Source organism: Lentzea sp. NPDC055074 (assembly GCF_053608005.1).
Map to the genome: position 1 here is coordinate 79621 of NZ_JBSGUQ010000010.1, position 15505 is coordinate 95125.

The window sequence follows — 15505 nt, forward strand, 5'->3', positions numbered from 1 at the left end:
GGACGAATTCGAACGGTCGCAGGCAAATGGAGGTCTTACAGTGTCTTCGTGAGGGGATTCGTGCGGGCGGCGTTGAACGCGGTGCGTCCGGTAGATGTCGTGCCGAGCCCGAACATCTGGCACTGGCCCGACGTCTACGAGGTCGAGAACCGTGCCCAGGACGTCAACGGCGCGATTTGGGCGGCGTTAAGCGAAGAATGTCCGTTTGCGGACCGCGATGTCGTGGACGTCGGCTGCGGAGACGGCTTCCACCTGCCGCTGTTCGCGGAGACCGCGAAGTCCGTCACGGGCGTGGAACCGCACCCGCCGCTGGTTGTGCGCGCGAAACACCGAATTGCTTCGATGTCCAATGCACGCGTCGTTTCCGGTCCCGCGCAACGGCTGCCGCTCGACGACGCCTCCGCGGATCTCGTGCACGCTCGCACGGCGTATTTCTTCGGTCCTGGATGTGAACCGGGACTGCGCGAGGCGGACCGGGTGCTGCGGCCGGGTGGCGCGCTCGCGATCGTCGATTTGGACGGCGCGGCCGAGCCGTACGGGCCTTGGTTGCGTGCCGACGAACCTCGTTATGACCCGGCGGTGGTCGAGAAGTTCTTCTCGGACAACGGGTTTTCGTTGCGGCGGGTTGTTGCTGAGTGGCGGTTCGAGAAGCGCGAGGACTTGGAAGCCGTGCTGCGCATCGAGTTCTCCGCGAAGGTGGCCGAACGGGCGATCGCCTCGGTGACCGGATTGAGCTTTCCGGTCGGCTATCGGCTGCACGTCCGGCGCAAGCCGAAAGGGCTGATCCTCTGAATTCGCACTAGGCTCGGTTCGTGGAGAAGCGAATCGCAGGCAGGTTGAACCGCCAGGTCGGCGTCGTCGGGCTGGGTTGCTGGCAGCTCGGCGCCGACTGGGGCGAGGTGGACGAGAGCGACGCCCTCGCGTTGCTGCACGCCGCGGCCGACACGGGGGTCGACTTCTTCGACACCGCCGACGTGTACGGCGACGGCCGCAGCGAGACGTTGGTCGGGCGGTTCCTGAAGGAGCGCAAGGACGACGGGATCTTCGTCGCCACGAAGATGGGGCGGCGGCTGCCGGCTCAGGTCGCAGAGGGGTACAGCCGGGAGAACTTCCTCGCGTGGAACGACCGGAGCCGCCGCAACCTCGGTGTCGACACGTTGGACCTCGTGCAGCTGCATTGTCCGCCCACCGCTGTTTACAGCCGTGACGAGGTGTATGACACCTTGGACGAAATGGTTGAGCAGCAACGGATTGCTGCTTATGGCGTGTCTGTGGAGAAGGTCGAGGAGGCGTTGGAGGCGATCAGGCGTCCGCACGTGGCCAGCGTGCAGATCATCCTGAACGCGTTCCGGCTCAAGCCCCTCGAGGAGGTGCTGCCGAAGGCGGCGGAGGCCGGAGTCGCGATCATCGCGCGGGTGCCGCTCGCTTCCGGGCTGTTGACCGGGAAGTACGACAAGGCCACGACGTTCGGTGCGGACGACCACCGCAACTACAACCGCAACGGTGAGGCCTTCGACGTCGGCGAGACGTTCTCCGGGGTGCCCTACGAGGTGGGCCTGGAGGCCGTGGAACGACTCCGGCCGCTGGTGCCGGAGGGGGCCACGATGGCGCAGTTCGCGCTTCGGTGGATCGTGGACCAGCCTGGCGTCACGGTGGTGATTCCCGGTGCTCGCAACGTCGAGCAGGCGCGGGGCAACTCGCAGGCCGCCGCGCTCGAACCGGTGGACGGCAAGGCTGTCGCCGAGGTGTACGACGAGTTGATCCGGCCGCACGTGCACGACCGGTGGTAGGTCACTCCTCGGCGAGGATGGCGTAGAGCTTGCGCCGCAGTTCGTTGTAGAGCTCGATGGTGCGGGTCTTCTGCTCGGGTGTGCCCGCGTGGGAGATCTGCTCCATCGCGGCGCCCAGCAGACGGACCGCCGTGCGCAGTTCGCCGTCGACCGGGTCCAGCTGGATCTCGATGTCGCGCCACGGTGTGGCCGTGTGCTCCGACCTGCCGTGGTCGGTCACGGTGAACAGCTTCTTGCCTCCTTCTTCGGTCGCGGAGACGAGGCCTTCGTCGGCGAGCATCTGCAGCGTCGGGTAGACCGAGCCGGGGCTCGGGCTCCACACGCCGCCGGTGCGCCTGGCGATCTCCTGGATGATCTCGTAGCCGTGCATCGGCCGTTCTGCCAGCAAGGACAGAACCGCCGCCCGGACGTTGCCGCGCCTCTGGCGGCCGCCCCTGCCGCCGCCCCCGAAGGGACCGCGGCGATGCCTGTGGTGGTGCTCTCTGTGGTGTGGTTTCATCATCATTTCGCTAACGATATATCGGAACCTATCGCGATGCAACGGTCTTGTGTTGGTGAAGTTCGTGGGACACTAGATGTGCTATGACCTCGCTTCCCCTTGTCTTCGACGCGCCCAAGCGCGGCCTGCCGCCGCGCCACCTGGTCGACCTCTCTCCCGCCCAACGCGCGGAAGCCGTTGCGGCCCTTGGTGAGAAGCCGTTCCGGGCCAAGCAGCTGTCGAACCACTACTTCAGCCGCCTGACCGTCGACCCGGCCGAGATGACCGACATCCCGGCGGAGTCGCGCGACAAGCTCGTCGCCGACCTGATGCCGCCGTTGTTCACGGTCGTGCGCAAGGTCACGGCCGACGAGGGCACCACGGCGAAGACGCTGCTCCGCGCGCACGACGGCACGCTCATCGAGTCCGTGCTCATGCGCTACCCGGACCGCGCGACGCTGTGCATCTCGTCGCAGGCCGGCTGCGGCATGGCGTGCCCGTTCTGCGCGACCGGCCAGGGCGGTCTGCAGCGCAACCTGTCGACGGCGGAGATCGTCGACCAGGTGCGCCTCGGCGCCGCCGCCATGCGTGACGGCGACCTGCCGGGTGGTCCCGGCCGCCTGTCGAACATCGTCTTCATGGGCATGGGCGAGCCGCTCGCGAACTACAAGCGCATCCTCGAGGCTGTCCACCGCATCTGCGACCCGGCGCCGGACGGCCTGGGCATCTCGCAGCGCCACGTGACGGTGTCGACGGTCGGCCTCGTGCCCGCGATCAAGAAGCTGACCGAGGAGAACCTGCAGGTCAGGCTCGCGGTGTCGCTGCACACGCCGGACGATGAGCTGCGCGACACGCTGGTGCCGGTCAACACGAAGTGGAACGTCGCCGAGGTCCTGGAGGCGGCCCGCGGGTACGCGGACAAGACCGGGCGGCGCGTCAGCATCGAGTACGCGCTCATCCGCGACATCAACGACCAGGGCTGGCGGGCGGACCTGCTCGGCAAGAAGCTGCGCAAGCACCTCGGGCAGCTCGTGCACGTGAACCTGATCCCGCTGAACCCGACTCCTGGGTCGAAGTGGGACGCGTCGCCGAAGCCGGTCGAGCGGGAGTTCGTGCGGCGGGTGCGCGAGCAGGGTGTCGAGTGCACCGTGCGGGACACGCGTGGCCAGGAGATCGCGGCCGCCTGCGGCCAGCTCGCCGCCGAGGGCTGAAATCAGTCGCTGAGAAGCCCCCGGGCTTCTACCGTTCCCTCTCGATGAGACTCGAGGGGGAACGCTGGCGCACGCTCGTCAGCACGGTGAGGCTGGGCAAGGACGAGTACCGCGTGGTGCAGCCTGCCCGGCCGCTGAAGCACGCGCCGCTGTACGAGGGGTACATGGGCGTCGAGGCGTGCGTGACCAAGGCGTCGGCGCTCGAGATCAGCATGGCCTGGGCGTTCGCGATGCGGTCGCCGCGCACGCTGGTGTACCTGCCGTTGCGGCAGAGCGACTGCGAGTGCCGCAGCACCGACGGCGCCGCGCTGGACCTCGTGCTCCTGCACCACGGTCTCGGGTTTCGCCTGTCGAAGTGGAAGGACGTGCGCGCCAAGATCCGGCAGCCACGGCCGCACACCGTTGTGTGCCAAGGGATGCCGCGCGAACGGCCGGTGCCCCGGTGGAAGCAGGGGCTGCCGCGCGGCGAGATCTTCGAGAGCACCGTGTTCGTCGTGGGGGACAGGCCCTCGTTCCAGGCGGGCGGGGAGGCGTTTCGGCAGTTGGTCGAGGACTGTCCACGGCACATGCACGAGGCGCCCGGTACGCACTGCTGCGCCGAGGTCATGGCCAAAGACCAGCATTGGAACTGGCTGCACGTGGTCTACTGCGACGAACATCGCGTGCACGCCTGAGGGGGCCTCGGATCATGGGTGTCCTGTACGACTACTTCGCCGCGCCGTCCGACGAGCTCGCGGCCACCGCGATCGACGGTGGGCCGGTGGGGGTGTTCCCGACGGTCGAGACCAAGTCGCTCGATCCCGCCGTGGTCATGGGCGAGCTGGAGGAGTTGCTCACCGGACGGCCCTACGACGACGTCTCCGAGGACCCGAGGTGGGGCCACGACGTCGCGATGGAACTGGACGGTGAGGTGCTGGTCCTCACCGTCACCGACGGGCTGCGGGACGGGCTCGCGGCGGCGGACGACCTGGCCGGGACCGCGGTGGCCTGGGCGCGGATCGAGGAGCTCGACGGGTTCGACCCCGTGGTGCTCGCGGACATCCTGGGGAACCTCCGAGCCCTTGCCGTGGAAGCGAAGAAGAACGGCGAACGGCTCTACTGCTGGGCCTCGCTCTAGGGCTTCACCTCGGTCAGCACGCCGGTCGCCACGTCGAAGACGAAGCCGCGCACCGAGTCCTTGACCGGCACGAACGGGTTGCCGGTGATGCGGCCGATCGACTGGCGCACGTCCTCCTCCAGGTCGCCGAACGCCTCGGCGGACCATGAGGGCTTCACGCCGGTCTCGTCCTGGATCGAGCGCTTGAACTCGTCGTCGGTGAACGTCAGCATGCCGCAGTCGGTGTGGTGGATGAGGATGATCTCGCGCGTGCCGAGCAGGCGCTGGCTGATGGCGAGCGAACGGATCTCGTCCTCGGTCACGACGCCGCCGGCGTTGCGGATGACGTGCGCCTCGCCCTCGTTCAACCCCAGCACGCGGTACACGTCTATGCGGGCGTCCATGCAGGCCACGACGGCCACGTGCTTGGCCGGGGGCAGGGGGAGCGGGCCCGAGAACTGGGCGGCGTAGGTGGCGTTGTTCGCGAGCAGTTCGTCCGTGACCGACATGATGCGAAGTCCTCTCACCGGGATGTACAGGTGAGCAAACTGTCGTATGCGCATACCTGCAACAGCGCCCGAAAGGTGAGAAAGGCCCCCACTCAGACACAAGCGGGGGCCGACACGTCTACAGCTGCCAGTTCTGGTTCGCGCCGCCCGTGCACGTCCAGATGTTCAGCCTCGTGCCGTCAGCCGATGAGTTGCCGGCGGCGTCCAGACACTTGCCGGACTGCGGGTTGCGCAACGTGTTCCCGACGCGGGACCACACCTGGGCGCCGGTGCCGTTGCACGTCCACAACTGCACGACCGTGCCGTCGGCGACCCCGGAACCGTTGACGTCCATGCACTTTCCCAAGGCGCGCAACGTGTCCCCGCTGCGCGTCCACTGCTGGGCGCCGGTGCTGTTGCACCCCCAGCGCTGGATCACGGTGCCGTCCGCGGTACCGGAGTTGCTGACGTCGACGCACTTTCCGCCTATACCGACGATCGCGCCGGAGGCCGGACCGGACGACGTGAGGAACTGGCTGCGCGCCACGTTCCAGTGCGTCGCCAGGTAGGAACCCGAAGCGGGGTTGGTGTGGAAGTAGTCGTCACCACCGCAGTCGAGCTGGTTCTCGGGGGCTCCCGGGCAGACGTTCACCAGGCCACCGGGCGGGTTGGGGATGCCGCCGTCGTCGTAACACATGATGTCCTGGTCGTCCCAGCAGTGGCCGTGCGCCGTGGAGTGCGGTGCCGAACGCTGCACGGCGCCCAGTGTGTGCAGCAGTTCGTGGCCGCTGGCCTGCCACGTCCAGCAGCCCGTTCCCACTGCGGCGTAAGAAGGTCCGGAGTTGTAGCCGTTGTCGGCGCCGGGACGGTCGTCGCCCGGCGCTCCCCACGCCACACCGCAGCCGCCGGAGTCGTGCCAGAACAGGTACTTGCGATCGGTGCGGTTGTAGCCGCGCGCCGCCAGTTGGTCCGCGACAGCAGAAGGGGACGACATCGCCGACTGGGGCACGACAACGTTGTCCACCTTCGCGCGGCAGTCGGCCTGCGTCACGAAACGCACGTGCCGAACGCCGCCGCCCAGACGTGAAGCCGCCTCGACGAACAAGGTGTCGATCTGGTCGGCGAACGTCTGGAACTGGCCCACGAGCTGCGGATACCGGTCCGCGGACTGGTCGCCGCGCACGTACACGGCCTGGACGCGCTTGCCGCTCACACCGTCGCCGTCACACACGACGGACTGGACGGACACGGCGGACGAAGGCTGTCGGAACTCGTCCGGCAGGTCGTCCACGATCGGACTGAGCAGGGACAACGCCACGAGCAACACGACAGAAGACATGAGCAGACCGCCTTCAACGCGATGACAGGGAAGCGGTCTAGACCATCTCGAACGGTAGCGAAACCGGCACGGACTGTCAGCGGACAGAACAGGACAGGAAACCAGCCGATACGACCGTGCGGCTACCATGCGGCGTCGTGGGGGATGAGACAAGGCTGGTCGCGGGCAGATACGCGATGCTCAGAGAGCTCGGCCGGGGCGGCATGGGGGTCGTCTGGCTCGCCGAGGACAGGGTCATCGGCCGGCAGGTCGCGCTCAAGGAGCTGCGGACCACCGAGACCGAGCGGGTGCTGCGGGAAGCTCGCACGGCAGGCCGCCTGAACAGCCCGAACGTCGTCGGCATCTACGACGTCCTCGTCGAGCACGGCGCGACGTACCTGGTCATGGAGCTCGTCGAGGCGCCGACGCTCTCCGAGGTCATGACGCGCAGGCGGCTCACCGAGGACGAGGTCGCGGACATCGGCCTGCAGACGCTCAACGCGCTGGAAGCGGCGCACGCGGCGGGCATCGTGCACCGGGACGTCAAGCCCAGCAACATCATGGTGCTGGGCGACGGACGGGTGAAGCTCGCCGACTTCGGCATCGCCCGCGCGATGGACGATCCGGGGCTGACGGCGACCGGCGGCATCATGGGGTCGCCGGGGTACATGGCGCCGGAACTGTTCGCCGGCAAGCAACCTTCACCGGCGAGCGACCTGTGGGCGTTGGGCGCCACCATGTTCCACGCCGTCGAAGGCCGTTCTCCGTTCCAGCGCGACACGACCGCGGCCACCATGCACGCGATCATGTACGAGGAGCCGGTCCTGCAACGGACCCGGGGCCCGCTCGCCGACACGATCATGGCGTTGCTGTCCCAGGACGACAGCCGCCGGCTCACGGCGGCACAGCTGCGGGAACGGCTCAGCGGCGCCACAACGGTGGTCAAGCCGCTCACGCCGTCCGAGCAGACCGTCGTCATCGAACCCGTCACCGGCTACGTGACACCGCAGACGACGAGGGACGACTGGAACGACGGGAAGCCCCAGTCCCGCAAGAAGATCGGGCTGTTCGCCGGTGCCGCGGCGGTCGTCGTGGTGATCGCGCTCGCCGCGGTGTTCCTGGTCAAGCCGGACACGCGGCGGGGGGAGGCGGCCGCCGCACAGCAGGGGCCGGCCTCCGAGCAGCCGTCGTCCACGACGAGCAGTGCGCCGTCCAGCACGGCCTCCAGCAGCAGCGCCGCACCGAGCAGCAGCAGCGCGGCGCCCTCGTCCACCCAGACCTCGAAACCCGCTCAGACGACGACGCAGCCCGCGCAGCAGACCACGCAACCGAAGCCGCCGCGCGACAGCCTCGCGTTCTCCCGCTATCGCAACGGAAAAGGCTGGCACTACAGCGGAACGCCGAACCTCGGCGTCCCGGCCGGGTTCACCGTCGAGAACACCGGCGGCCTCGGCAAGCTCCTCGCGAAGGAGGAGCCGAACACGAAGCCGCTGTACAGCTGCGTGATCAACAACTCCGAGGACCGGATGACGTCGTCCTCCGCGACCTGCGAGGGGCAGACCCGCTACGGCGGCGTCCTCGGGTACGTCTTCACCGCGAAGCCCAGTGACGTCACCACCCTGCCGCTCTACCGCTGCAACCTCGGCGGGCACCACTTCGACTCCGTGACGGAGAACTGCGAGGGCTACCAGCGGGAGTTCCTGCAGGGCTGGGTGCTCACCGGCTAGTCGCGGGCTCCAGGCCGACGGGCTCGGCGCTGTCGAACGTCTCGCGCGCCTCGGCCACGGACTCGTAGTTCCGCTGCGCCCACAGCCGCAGCGCGGCCAGCGGCTCCGTGACGCTGCGCCCGAGCTCGGTCAGCTCGTACTCGACGCGCAACGGCACCGAGGGGTACACAGTGCGCGTGACGAGCCCATCGCGTTCCAGCGTGCGCAACGTCTGCGTGAGCATCTTCTGGCTGACGCCTTCCAACCGGCGCTTCAGCTCACCGAACCGCCTGGGCCCGTCTTCGAGGTCGCCGATCACCAGCGCCGTCCACTTCGAGGCGACCATGTCCAGCAGGTCGCGGCACGGGCACATCTTGAGGTAAACGTCCCTGATCACGGCTAGTTTCTACCAGGTACCTAGTGCACAAGATAGTGCCTGATTGCGGAAAGTGACCTGCTCTCCCAAGCTTGTACGCATGCGAGCGATCATCCAGAACGAGTTCGGCGGCCCCCTCACCCTCACCGACGTGCCCAAGCCTGCGCCACTCCCGACGGAGGTGCTGGTCAGGGTGCACGCGGCCGGCGTCAACCCCGTCGACTGGAAGACCCGCGCGGGCAGTGGCATGGCCGGGATGCAGACCTTCCCGTTCATCAACGGCTGGGACGTCTCCGGGGTGGTCGAGGAGGTCGGCTTCGGCGTCACGACCCTCAAGCCCGGCGACGAGGTCTACGGCATGCCGTGGTTCCCGCGGGCCGCGAGCGCTTACGCCGAGTACGTCACAGCGCCGTCCCGCCACTTCGCGAAGAAGCCGAAGAGCCTCACCCACGTCGAGGCGGCCGCCCTGCCGCTGGCCGCGCTCACCGCCCACCAGGTCCTCATCGACACCGCTGACCTGCAGAAGGGGCAGAAGGTGCTGATCACGGCCGCGGCGGGTGGTGTCGGGCATCTCGCGGTGCAGATCGCGAAGGCCCACGGCGCGTACGTCATCGGCACCGCGCGCGAGCCCAAGCACGCGTTCCTGAAGGACATCGGCGCGGACGAGGTGATCGACTACACGCGGGGCGACTACACGGGCGACGACGTCGACGTGCTCGTCGACCTGGTCGGCGGTGCGTCACCGGCCCCGGTGCGGCCCGGCGGGTTGTTCGTCGGCGTGCCGTCCGGAGTGGACAGGCCGATCCGCGACGACATCAGGACCAGCCCGATCCTGGTCGAGCCCGACCGCGCGGGCCTGGAGGCGATCGCGGCGCTGGTCGAGTCGGGTGAGCTCAGGGTGCACGTCGACGCGACGTTCCCGCTGGAGGACGCCGCACAAGCGCATGCCCTGGGCGAGACGGGTCGCACCCAGGGCAAGATCGTGCTCGAGACGCTCTAGCGGCGCCAGGGCTTCTTGCGGCGCGCGGCGTCCCACAGGAGCAGCGCGATGATCGTGACACCGGAGAGCACGAGCCAGATGTTCTCGGTCTGACCGTGGTGGTTGCCGATCAGCATCAGGAAGCAGAAGATCGCGGAGAGCCAGCCGGCGATGCGCGTGCCCTTGGGCAGCTGGCCGTGCCAGCCCCACTCGTGCGACGGCTCCTCGTGAGGGTCGACGGCAGGACGCTTGTCCAGTTCCGAGGACGTAGCCACGGTTTCCTCCACTGCTCATCCGGATTACGAGGTCATCGTCGCACATGTGAGTGAGCACGGATGTGTGAGGTCGCGCGCGCACGGCTGACCGGCGGGGTCGCGCCGGTCTACGCTCAGCGCGGCCACACCCGTCCGACCTTGTGAAGGCGCCTCGACTTGACCGGCTTCTCTCCCGCCGAGGCCTCCGCCCCGGACACGTTCGCCCCCGTCGAGATCGGTCTCCACGGTGTGCGCAAGCGCTTCTCCGACCAGGTGGCGGTCGACGGCGTCTCGCTCGACGTCCACGAGGGCGAGTTCTTCTCGGTGCTCGGCCCGTCCGGCTGCGGCAAGACCACGGTCCTGCGCATGATCGCCGGGTTCGTCGACCCCGACGAGGGCCGCATCGAGCTCGACGGCAACGACATGGTGGGCGTCCCTCCGTACAAGCGGGACGTCAACACCGTCTTCCAGTCGTACGCGCTGTTCCCTCACATGTCCGTGTGGGACAACGTCGCGTACGGCCTCAAGCGCAAGAAGATCCGCGGCGACGAGCTGAAGAAGCGCGTCGGCGAGCACCTCGAACTGGTGCGGCTGTCGCAGTTCGCCAAGCGCAGGCCCGCGCAGCTCTCCGGCGGTCAGCAGCAGCGCGTCGCCATCGCCCGTGCGCTCGCCGCCGGTCCGCAGCTCCTCCTGCTCGACGAACCACTGGGCGCGCTCGACGCGAAGCTGCGCAAGGAACTGCAGATCGAGCTGATGCGCATCCAGCGCGAGGTCGGTACGACGTTCCTCTACGTCACGCACGACCAGGAGGAGGCGCTGGTCCTCTCGCACCGCATCGCGGTGATGAACGCGGGCAGGATCGAGCAGGTCGGCTACCCCGAGGACGTCTACGAACGGCCCGCGACCCGGTTCGTCGCCGGGTTCATCGGCACGTCCAACATCCTCGACGCCGAGGTGTCCGGTGTGGACGGTGGACTGGTCTCGCTGACGGCTCCGGGCGCCTCGAACCTGCGCGCCAGGTTCTCGGGCGGCGTCAGCCACGGCCGCAAGGTCGCCGCGACCGTGCGGCCGGAGAAGGTGCACCTGTTCAACACCTCCGCCGAGCCGCCGACGGGCTGGTGCGTGCTGGCCGGCGTGGTGCAGGACGTCGTCTACACGGGCGTCTCCACGCAGTTCGTGGTCGGGACCCCGGCCGGCGTGCTGACGGCGTTCGTGCAGAACGCCCAGCGCATCGACGACGCGGGCGCGCCCGGCCAGCCCGTGCGGATGGCCTGGGACCCGGAGTTCACCGTGCTGCTGGAGTCCTCGGATGGCTGAGCTGCGGATCGCCCGGCTGTGGGACGTCGACAGCCCGCGGGTGACCCGGCGCACGATGCTGGGCTCGATGGCGTTCTTCGCGCTCGCCGCGTGCGCGGTCGGCCCGGCGCCGGCGAACTCCGGCGGTCCGAGCGCGGGCAAGGCCGTGAACCTGACCGACGAGCCGAAGCTCAACTTCTACAACTGGACCGACTACATCGCGCCGGAGACGTTGCCGGGCTTCACTTCCGTGACCGGTGTCGAGGTCACGTACGACAACTTCTCGACCAACGACGAGATGGAAGCCAAGATCGCGTCCGGCCAGGCCGGCTACGACCTCGTGGTGCCGAGCGACAACTTCCTGCGGAGGTTCCTGCGTTCCGGCCTGCTGCAACCGCTCGACCACGACGCGATCCCGAACCTGCGCAACCTGGAGCCGCGGTTCGTGGAGGCCGAGTACGACCCCGGCAACCGGTTCTCGGTGCCGTGGGCCTGGGGGACAACGGGTCTGGCGTTCTCGAGGTCGCAGATCGGCGGCGACGTCACCGGGTTCGACGCCTACGACCTGCCGGACGCCCAGGGGCGCAGCTCGATCCTCGACGAGGCCCGTGACGGCATGGCGATCGGACTGCTGAAGCTCGGCCACGACCCGAACACCACCGACGCGCGGCAGATCGACGACGCGGCGAACTTCCTGCTGTCGTTGAAGAAGAAGCTCGGCCAGATCACCTCGGACGTGATCGAACCGCTGACGTCCGGCCAGGTGCGGCTCGCGCAGTCGTACTCCGGTGACGCGTTCCAGGCCCGTGCCACCAACGACGACATCGGGTACGCCATCCCCGTCGAGGGCGGACTGTCCTACGTGGACCTGCTCGTCATCCCGAAGGACGCTCCGCACGCCGCGAACGCGCACCGGTTCCTCGACTACGTCCTGGGTGCGGAAGCGGGCGCCGCGCTGTCCAACGCCGTCCGGTACGGCAGCCCCAACGCCGCCGCGAAGCCGTTGATCGACAAGGAGCTGCTGAACGACCCGGTGGTCTACCCGCCGGACGACCAGCTCGCGAAGCTCCCGTTCACCAAGGACCTCGGCGGCGACGCGGAAGCGCTCTACGCGGACGCCTGGACGAAGGTCAAGACCGGCTGACGGGGAAGCTCCTCATCCCCCTGATCACCACCGAGTCGCGGAACCTCGCGGGTCCGGCCTGCTTCAGCTCGGGCATGCGGCGGGCCAGCGCGCGCAGCGCCACGTCGCCTTCCATGCGCGCGAGCGTCGCACCCAGGCAGTAGTGGATGCCGCTGGAGAACGCGAGGTGCTCCGGCTTGTGCACGCGCATCACGTCGAACTTGTGCGCCTCCGGGTAGACCTCGGGGTCGCGGTTCGCGGCACCGATCAGCACGGTCACCCACTCGTCCTTGTCGATCCCGTCGACCGGCTCGTGCGCGACACGGCTGGTCAGCTGCACCGGCGGCGCCCACCGCAGTGTCTCCTCGACGACCGCCGGTGCGAGATCGGGGTTGGCCTTGAAGAGCCTCCACTGCGACGGGTGGTCGAGCAGTGCCCGCGTGGCGTTGCCGATCAGGTTCACGGTGGTCTCGAAGCCCGCGACCAGCAGCAGCACCAACGTGCCGAGCATCTCCTGGGCCGTCAGCCTCCGCTCGGCCTCCGCGGCGACCAGCGAGCTGATCACGTCGTCGCCGGGCGTCCTGCGCCGCTGCGCGATGAGCCGGTCGAACAGCGCGAGCACCTTGTCGTTGGCGTTGGCCATCTCCGCGGTGACGCCCGAGTCGAACGACGCGGCGACGAGCGCGCCGTAGTCGGCGAACTCGGCGGTGTCGGAGTCGGGGATGCCGAGCAGGTCGCTGATCACCGAGATCGGCAGCGGCGCCGCGAAGTCCGTGATCAGGTCGAACTCGTCGTGGTCGAGCAGGGCGTCGGCGACCTTCTCGACCCGCGCCCGGTACTCGTCGATCTTCTTCGGGCTGAACGCCGGCATCGCGAGCCTGCGCAGCCGCGTGTGGTCCGGCGGGTCGAGCTCCAGGAACGACTCGGGCAGCAGGCTCCCGTTGGCCGGATAGCTGCCGTCGGTGAACCTGACGCCGAACCGGCGGTCGCGCAGGATCTTGTTGGCCAGCGGGTGGCTCGTCGTCAGCCACATGCCGTTGTCGCGCGTCAGCGGGCCGTGCGCGCGTAGCCGTTCATAGATCGGATGCGGGTCTTCATGTCCGGTCAGTTGCTCCAGCATTGCCTACCCCCTCGAACACCGTGGACAGCACGAACCGGGGAGCGTCCAACGGCGCGAGACGGCCGTAACTGATCGCTTCCCAGGCGTTGAAGAGCCCGGCGTAGAGGGTGTGCAGGATCCACCACGCGGGCAGGTCGCGGCGCAGCCTGGTGCCCTGCAGCCGGGTGATCAGGTCGAGCACGGGCCGGTCCATCGCCTCGATGCGAGCCCTCAGCTCCCCGTCGCGTTCGAGGCCGGGGAAGCGGAGCAGGAACTCCACCCTTGGGCCGAGCGCGACCAGGCGCGTCATCAGGTCCTCGAGCGCGTCGTCGCGGTCGAAGTCCACCTGGCAGGCCACCGAGTCGATCAGGTCGAGCGCGTCGTTCGCGACGGCACGGACCAGGTCCGTCCGGGTCGGGAAGCGCTTGTGGAGTGTGGTCCTGCCGACACCGGCCGCCCGCGCCACGTCGCCGAGGGACGCCGTCGGGTCCTTGAGCAGGACGGACGTCGCCGTCTGCAGCAGGTGAACACTCATGTTCACAACGGTACATCAGTGTTCAGCACCTAGGATGCCGTTCCGTGCTCCGACGCTGGCTGAAGGCCAACGCCCTCCTCGCCCCGACCGGCCTCTGGCTGGGGTTCTTCCTGATCGCACCCCTCGTCGTGGTCGTCGAGTTCAGCTTCGCGACGCGCCACACCGGTGTCGCCCGCGCCGTGCTGCCGTGGACGGTCCAGGCGTACCGGACGGCGCTGGACCCGGCGTTCCTGCCGATCTTCGGGCGGACCCTGCTGTACGCGGGCGCCACGACCGTCGCGTGCCTGCTGCTCGGGTTCCCGCTGGCGTGGTTCATCGCGCGGTACGGCGGGCGCTACCGGACGGCGCTGCTCGCGGCGGTGCTGATCCCGTTCTGGTCGAGCTACCTCGCGCGGATCTACGCGTGGAAGGCGCTGCTGGACGGCGAGGGGCTCGTGAACACCGTGCTCGGGTGGGCCGGGCTCGACCGCGACGGCGGGTTCCTGCTCAGCGACGGTGCCGTCGTGCTCGGCCTGACGTACGGGTTCCTGCCGTTCATGGTGTTGCCGCTGTACGTGGCGTGCGAACGGTTCGACGTGCGGTTGATGGAGGCGTCGTACGACCTCGGGCACGGCCGCGTGTCGACGTTCTTCCGCGTGGTGCTGCCGGGGGTCATGAGCGGTGTGCTGGCCGGGTCGCTGCTGGTGCTGGTGCCCGCGGCGGGGGACTTCGTGACGCCGAAGCTGCTCGGCGGGGTGGAGCAGTCGACGTTCGGGTCGGTGATCGACGACCAGTTCCGCGGGGGCAACAACTGGCCGCTCGGGTCCGCGATGGCGGTGTTGCTGCTCGTGCTGGTGGTCTTCGTGCTCGTGGTGCGCGGACGGCGTGGGGAGGACGTGCTGTGAACCGTCGTCCGTGGGTGCTCGGCGCCGTGGTGTGCCTGGTCTTCCTGTTCTTGTACGCACCGATCGCGTGGCTCGCCATCGCGTCGTTCAACTCGTCCCGGTCGTTGTCGCGGATCAGCGGGTTCTCGCTGCAGTGGTACGCGGAGCTTGCCGACGACACGCGCGTGTTCGCGTCCTTGCAGCTCACGTTGCAGTTGGCGTTGGCGTCGGCGGTGATCTCGACGGTCATCGGGACGTTGGCGGCTTTCGGTCTGCGGCGGGCGTTTCCCGGTCGTGGGCTGTGGACCGTCTTGCTGTCGTTGCCTCTCGTGGTGCCCGAGGTCGTCATGGGTGTGGCGATGCTCGGGTTCTTCGTGAAGCTCGTCGGGGTGCCGTTGGGGTTCGGTGCGTTGCTGTGCGCGCACGTGGCGTTCTCGCTGAGCTTCGTGGTCGTCGTGGTGCGGTCGCGGGTGTCCGGGATGGACGTCCGGATGGAGGAGGCCGCGGCCGATCTCGGGGCGTCGCCGTTCGTGGCGTTCCGGACCGTGACGCTGCCGCTGGTGGCGCCCGCGGTGGCGGCCGGCGCGGCGTTCGCGTTCCTGCTGTCGTTCGACGACGTGGTGATCTCGTCGTACCTGACCGGGGTGGGGTCGACGACGCTGCCGGTGTTCGTCTACGCGCAGGCCTCGAAGCGCGGGATCTCGCCGGAGATCGTGGCGCTGTCGACGTTGATGGTGGCGGCCACGGCCCTGCTGCTGATCGTCGGAGTGGTGATCGCGTCGTGGCGGGCGCGCAGGTCCGGATCAGCCGCGAAGCTGGCGCTCTAGTCAACTTTCGTCGCGCGTTCTCGATACTCCAGCGTGCCGCGCGGAAGGTGGGACGTCTCGTAGCTT

The 15505-nt window shown here is 68.6% G+C and carries 18 protein-coding genes; 11 read left to right on the forward strand and 7 right to left on the reverse strand.

Annotation, left to right across the window (positions count from 1 at the left end; translation table 11 throughout):
* The first annotated feature begins 60 nt into the window (after nt 1-60).
* Together ACWF7A_RS23200 and ACWF7A_RS23205 are read left to right on the forward strand one after the other, a co-directional pair.
* The gene (locus ACWF7A_RS23200) at nt 61-792 is read left to right on the forward strand and encodes a class I SAM-dependent methyltransferase (RefSeq protein WP_452252738.1); all 732 of its coding nucleotides are present in this window, start codon (nt 61-63) and stop codon (nt 790-792) included.
* 20 nt (nt 793-812) lie between these two features.
* Complete coding sequence (locus tag ACWF7A_RS23205) at nt 813-1790, forward strand: aldo/keto reductase (protein WP_452252556.1); 978 nt, start codon at nt 813-815, stop codon at nt 1788-1790.
* Between the two features lies 1 nt (nt 1791).
* Here the strand turns inward: ACWF7A_RS23205 and ACWF7A_RS23210 are convergent, their stop codons facing one another.
* Nucleotides 1792-2178, reverse strand: a complete 387-nt coding sequence (locus ACWF7A_RS23210) for a PadR family transcriptional regulator (protein ID WP_452252557.1) — start codon at nt 2176-2178, stop codon at nt 1792-1794.
* A 194-nt stretch (nt 2179-2372) separates the two neighbouring features.
* Between ACWF7A_RS23210 and rlmN the strand changes: the two genes are divergently transcribed.
* Genes rlmN through ACWF7A_RS23225 form a run of 3 tightly spaced genes read left to right on the forward strand, consistent with a single transcriptional unit; the run spans nt 2373 to nt 4596 of the window.
* Complete coding sequence (gene rlmN / locus ACWF7A_RS23215) at nt 2373-3479, forward strand: 23S rRNA (adenine(2503)-C(2))-methyltransferase RlmN (RefSeq protein ID WP_452252558.1); 1107 nt, start codon at nt 2373-2375, stop codon at nt 3477-3479.
* Nucleotides 3480-3523: 44 nt separating this feature from the next.
* Nucleotides 3524-4153: a hypothetical protein gene (locus ACWF7A_RS23220; protein WP_452252559.1), complete on the forward strand. Its 630-nt coding sequence runs from the start codon at nt 3524-3526 to the stop codon at nt 4151-4153.
* Nucleotides 4154-4167: 14 nt separating this feature from the next.
* On the forward strand, nt 4168-4596 hold the full coding sequence (locus ACWF7A_RS23225) for a hypothetical protein (RefSeq protein ID WP_452252560.1): 429 nt from the start codon (nt 4168-4170) through the stop codon (nt 4594-4596).
* On the opposite strand, the gene ACWF7A_RS23230 is transcribed toward ACWF7A_RS23225, so the two are convergent.
* The gene (locus ACWF7A_RS23230) at nt 4593-5084 is read right to left on the reverse strand and encodes a beta-class carbonic anhydrase (protein WP_452252561.1); all 492 of its coding nucleotides are present in this window, start codon (nt 5082-5084) and stop codon (nt 4593-4595) included. The genes ACWF7A_RS23225 and ACWF7A_RS23230 overlap by 4 nt on opposite strands.
* A gap of 118 nt (nt 5085-5202) precedes the next feature.
* Nucleotides 5203-6402 carry a ricin-type beta-trefoil lectin domain protein gene (locus ACWF7A_RS23235; RefSeq protein WP_452252562.1) on the reverse strand — a complete coding sequence of 400 codons (1200 nt, stop codon included), beginning with the start codon at nt 6400-6402 and terminating at the stop codon, nt 5203-5205.
* A 137-nt stretch (nt 6403-6539) separates the two neighbouring features.
* On the opposite strand from ACWF7A_RS23235, the gene ACWF7A_RS23240 reads away from it, so the two are divergent.
* The gene (locus tag ACWF7A_RS23240) at nt 6540-8108 is read left to right on the forward strand and encodes a serine/threonine-protein kinase (RefSeq protein ID WP_452252563.1); all 1569 of its coding nucleotides are present in this window, start codon (nt 6540-6542) and stop codon (nt 8106-8108) included.
* Here the strand turns inward: ACWF7A_RS23240 and ACWF7A_RS23245 are convergent.
* On the reverse strand, nt 8098-8460 hold the full coding sequence (locus ACWF7A_RS23245) for a winged helix-turn-helix transcriptional regulator (protein ID WP_452252739.1): 363 nt from the start codon (nt 8458-8460) through the stop codon (nt 8098-8100). The two genes, ACWF7A_RS23240 and ACWF7A_RS23245, sit on opposite strands and share 11 nt — an antisense overlap.
* Nucleotides 8461-8563: 103 nt before the next feature.
* Between ACWF7A_RS23245 and ACWF7A_RS23250 the strand changes: the two genes are divergently transcribed.
* Entirely contained in the window at nt 8564-9463 is a 900-nt protein-coding gene (locus ACWF7A_RS23250) for an NADP-dependent oxidoreductase (protein ID WP_452252564.1), read from the forward strand.
* Here ACWF7A_RS23250 and ACWF7A_RS23255 read toward each other — a convergent pair.
* A complete protein-coding gene (locus ACWF7A_RS23255; protein ID WP_189153759.1) occupies nt 9460-9717 on the reverse strand; it encodes a DUF2631 domain-containing protein in 258 nt (85 codons plus the stop codon). The genes ACWF7A_RS23250 and ACWF7A_RS23255 overlap by 4 nt on opposite strands.
* Nucleotides 9718-9873: 156 nt before the next feature.
* Here ACWF7A_RS23255 and ACWF7A_RS23260 point away from each other — a divergent pair, with 156 nt between their 5' ends.
* The gene (locus tag ACWF7A_RS23260) at nt 9874-11013 is read left to right on the forward strand and encodes an ABC transporter ATP-binding protein (RefSeq protein WP_452252565.1); all 1140 of its coding nucleotides are present in this window, start codon (nt 9874-9876) and stop codon (nt 11011-11013) included.
* Entirely contained in the window at nt 11006-12136 is a 1131-nt protein-coding gene (locus ACWF7A_RS23265; protein ID WP_452252566.1) for a polyamine ABC transporter substrate-binding protein, read from the forward strand. The genes ACWF7A_RS23260 and ACWF7A_RS23265 overlap by 8 nt, the downstream gene beginning before the upstream one ends.
* On the opposite strand, the gene ACWF7A_RS23270 is transcribed toward ACWF7A_RS23265, so the two are convergent.
* Both ACWF7A_RS23270 and ACWF7A_RS23275 read right to left on the reverse strand, forming a co-directional pair.
* The gene (locus tag ACWF7A_RS23270) at nt 12123-13235 is read right to left on the reverse strand and encodes a cytochrome P450 (RefSeq protein ID WP_452252567.1); all 1113 of its coding nucleotides are present in this window, start codon (nt 13233-13235) and stop codon (nt 12123-12125) included. The genes ACWF7A_RS23265 and ACWF7A_RS23270 overlap by 14 nt on opposite strands.
* Nucleotides 13210-13749: a TetR/AcrR family transcriptional regulator gene (locus ACWF7A_RS23275; RefSeq protein ID WP_452252568.1), complete on the reverse strand. Its 540-nt coding sequence runs from the start codon at nt 13747-13749 to the stop codon at nt 13210-13212. Before ACWF7A_RS23275 ends, ACWF7A_RS23270 begins: the two co-directional genes overlap by 26 nt.
* Nucleotides 13750-13793: 44 nt before the next feature.
* Between ACWF7A_RS23275 and ACWF7A_RS23280 the strand changes: the two genes are divergently transcribed.
* Nucleotides 13794-14633 carry an ABC transporter permease gene (locus ACWF7A_RS23280; protein ID WP_452252569.1) on the forward strand — a complete coding sequence of 280 codons (840 nt, stop codon included), beginning with the start codon at nt 13794-13796 and terminating at the stop codon, nt 14631-14633.
* The gene (locus ACWF7A_RS23285; RefSeq protein ID WP_452252570.1) at nt 14630-15439 is read left to right on the forward strand and encodes an ABC transporter permease; all 810 of its coding nucleotides are present in this window, start codon (nt 14630-14632) and stop codon (nt 15437-15439) included. The genes ACWF7A_RS23280 and ACWF7A_RS23285 overlap by 4 nt, the downstream gene beginning before the upstream one ends.
* The last annotated feature ends 66 nt before the right edge of the window (nt 15440-15505 follow it).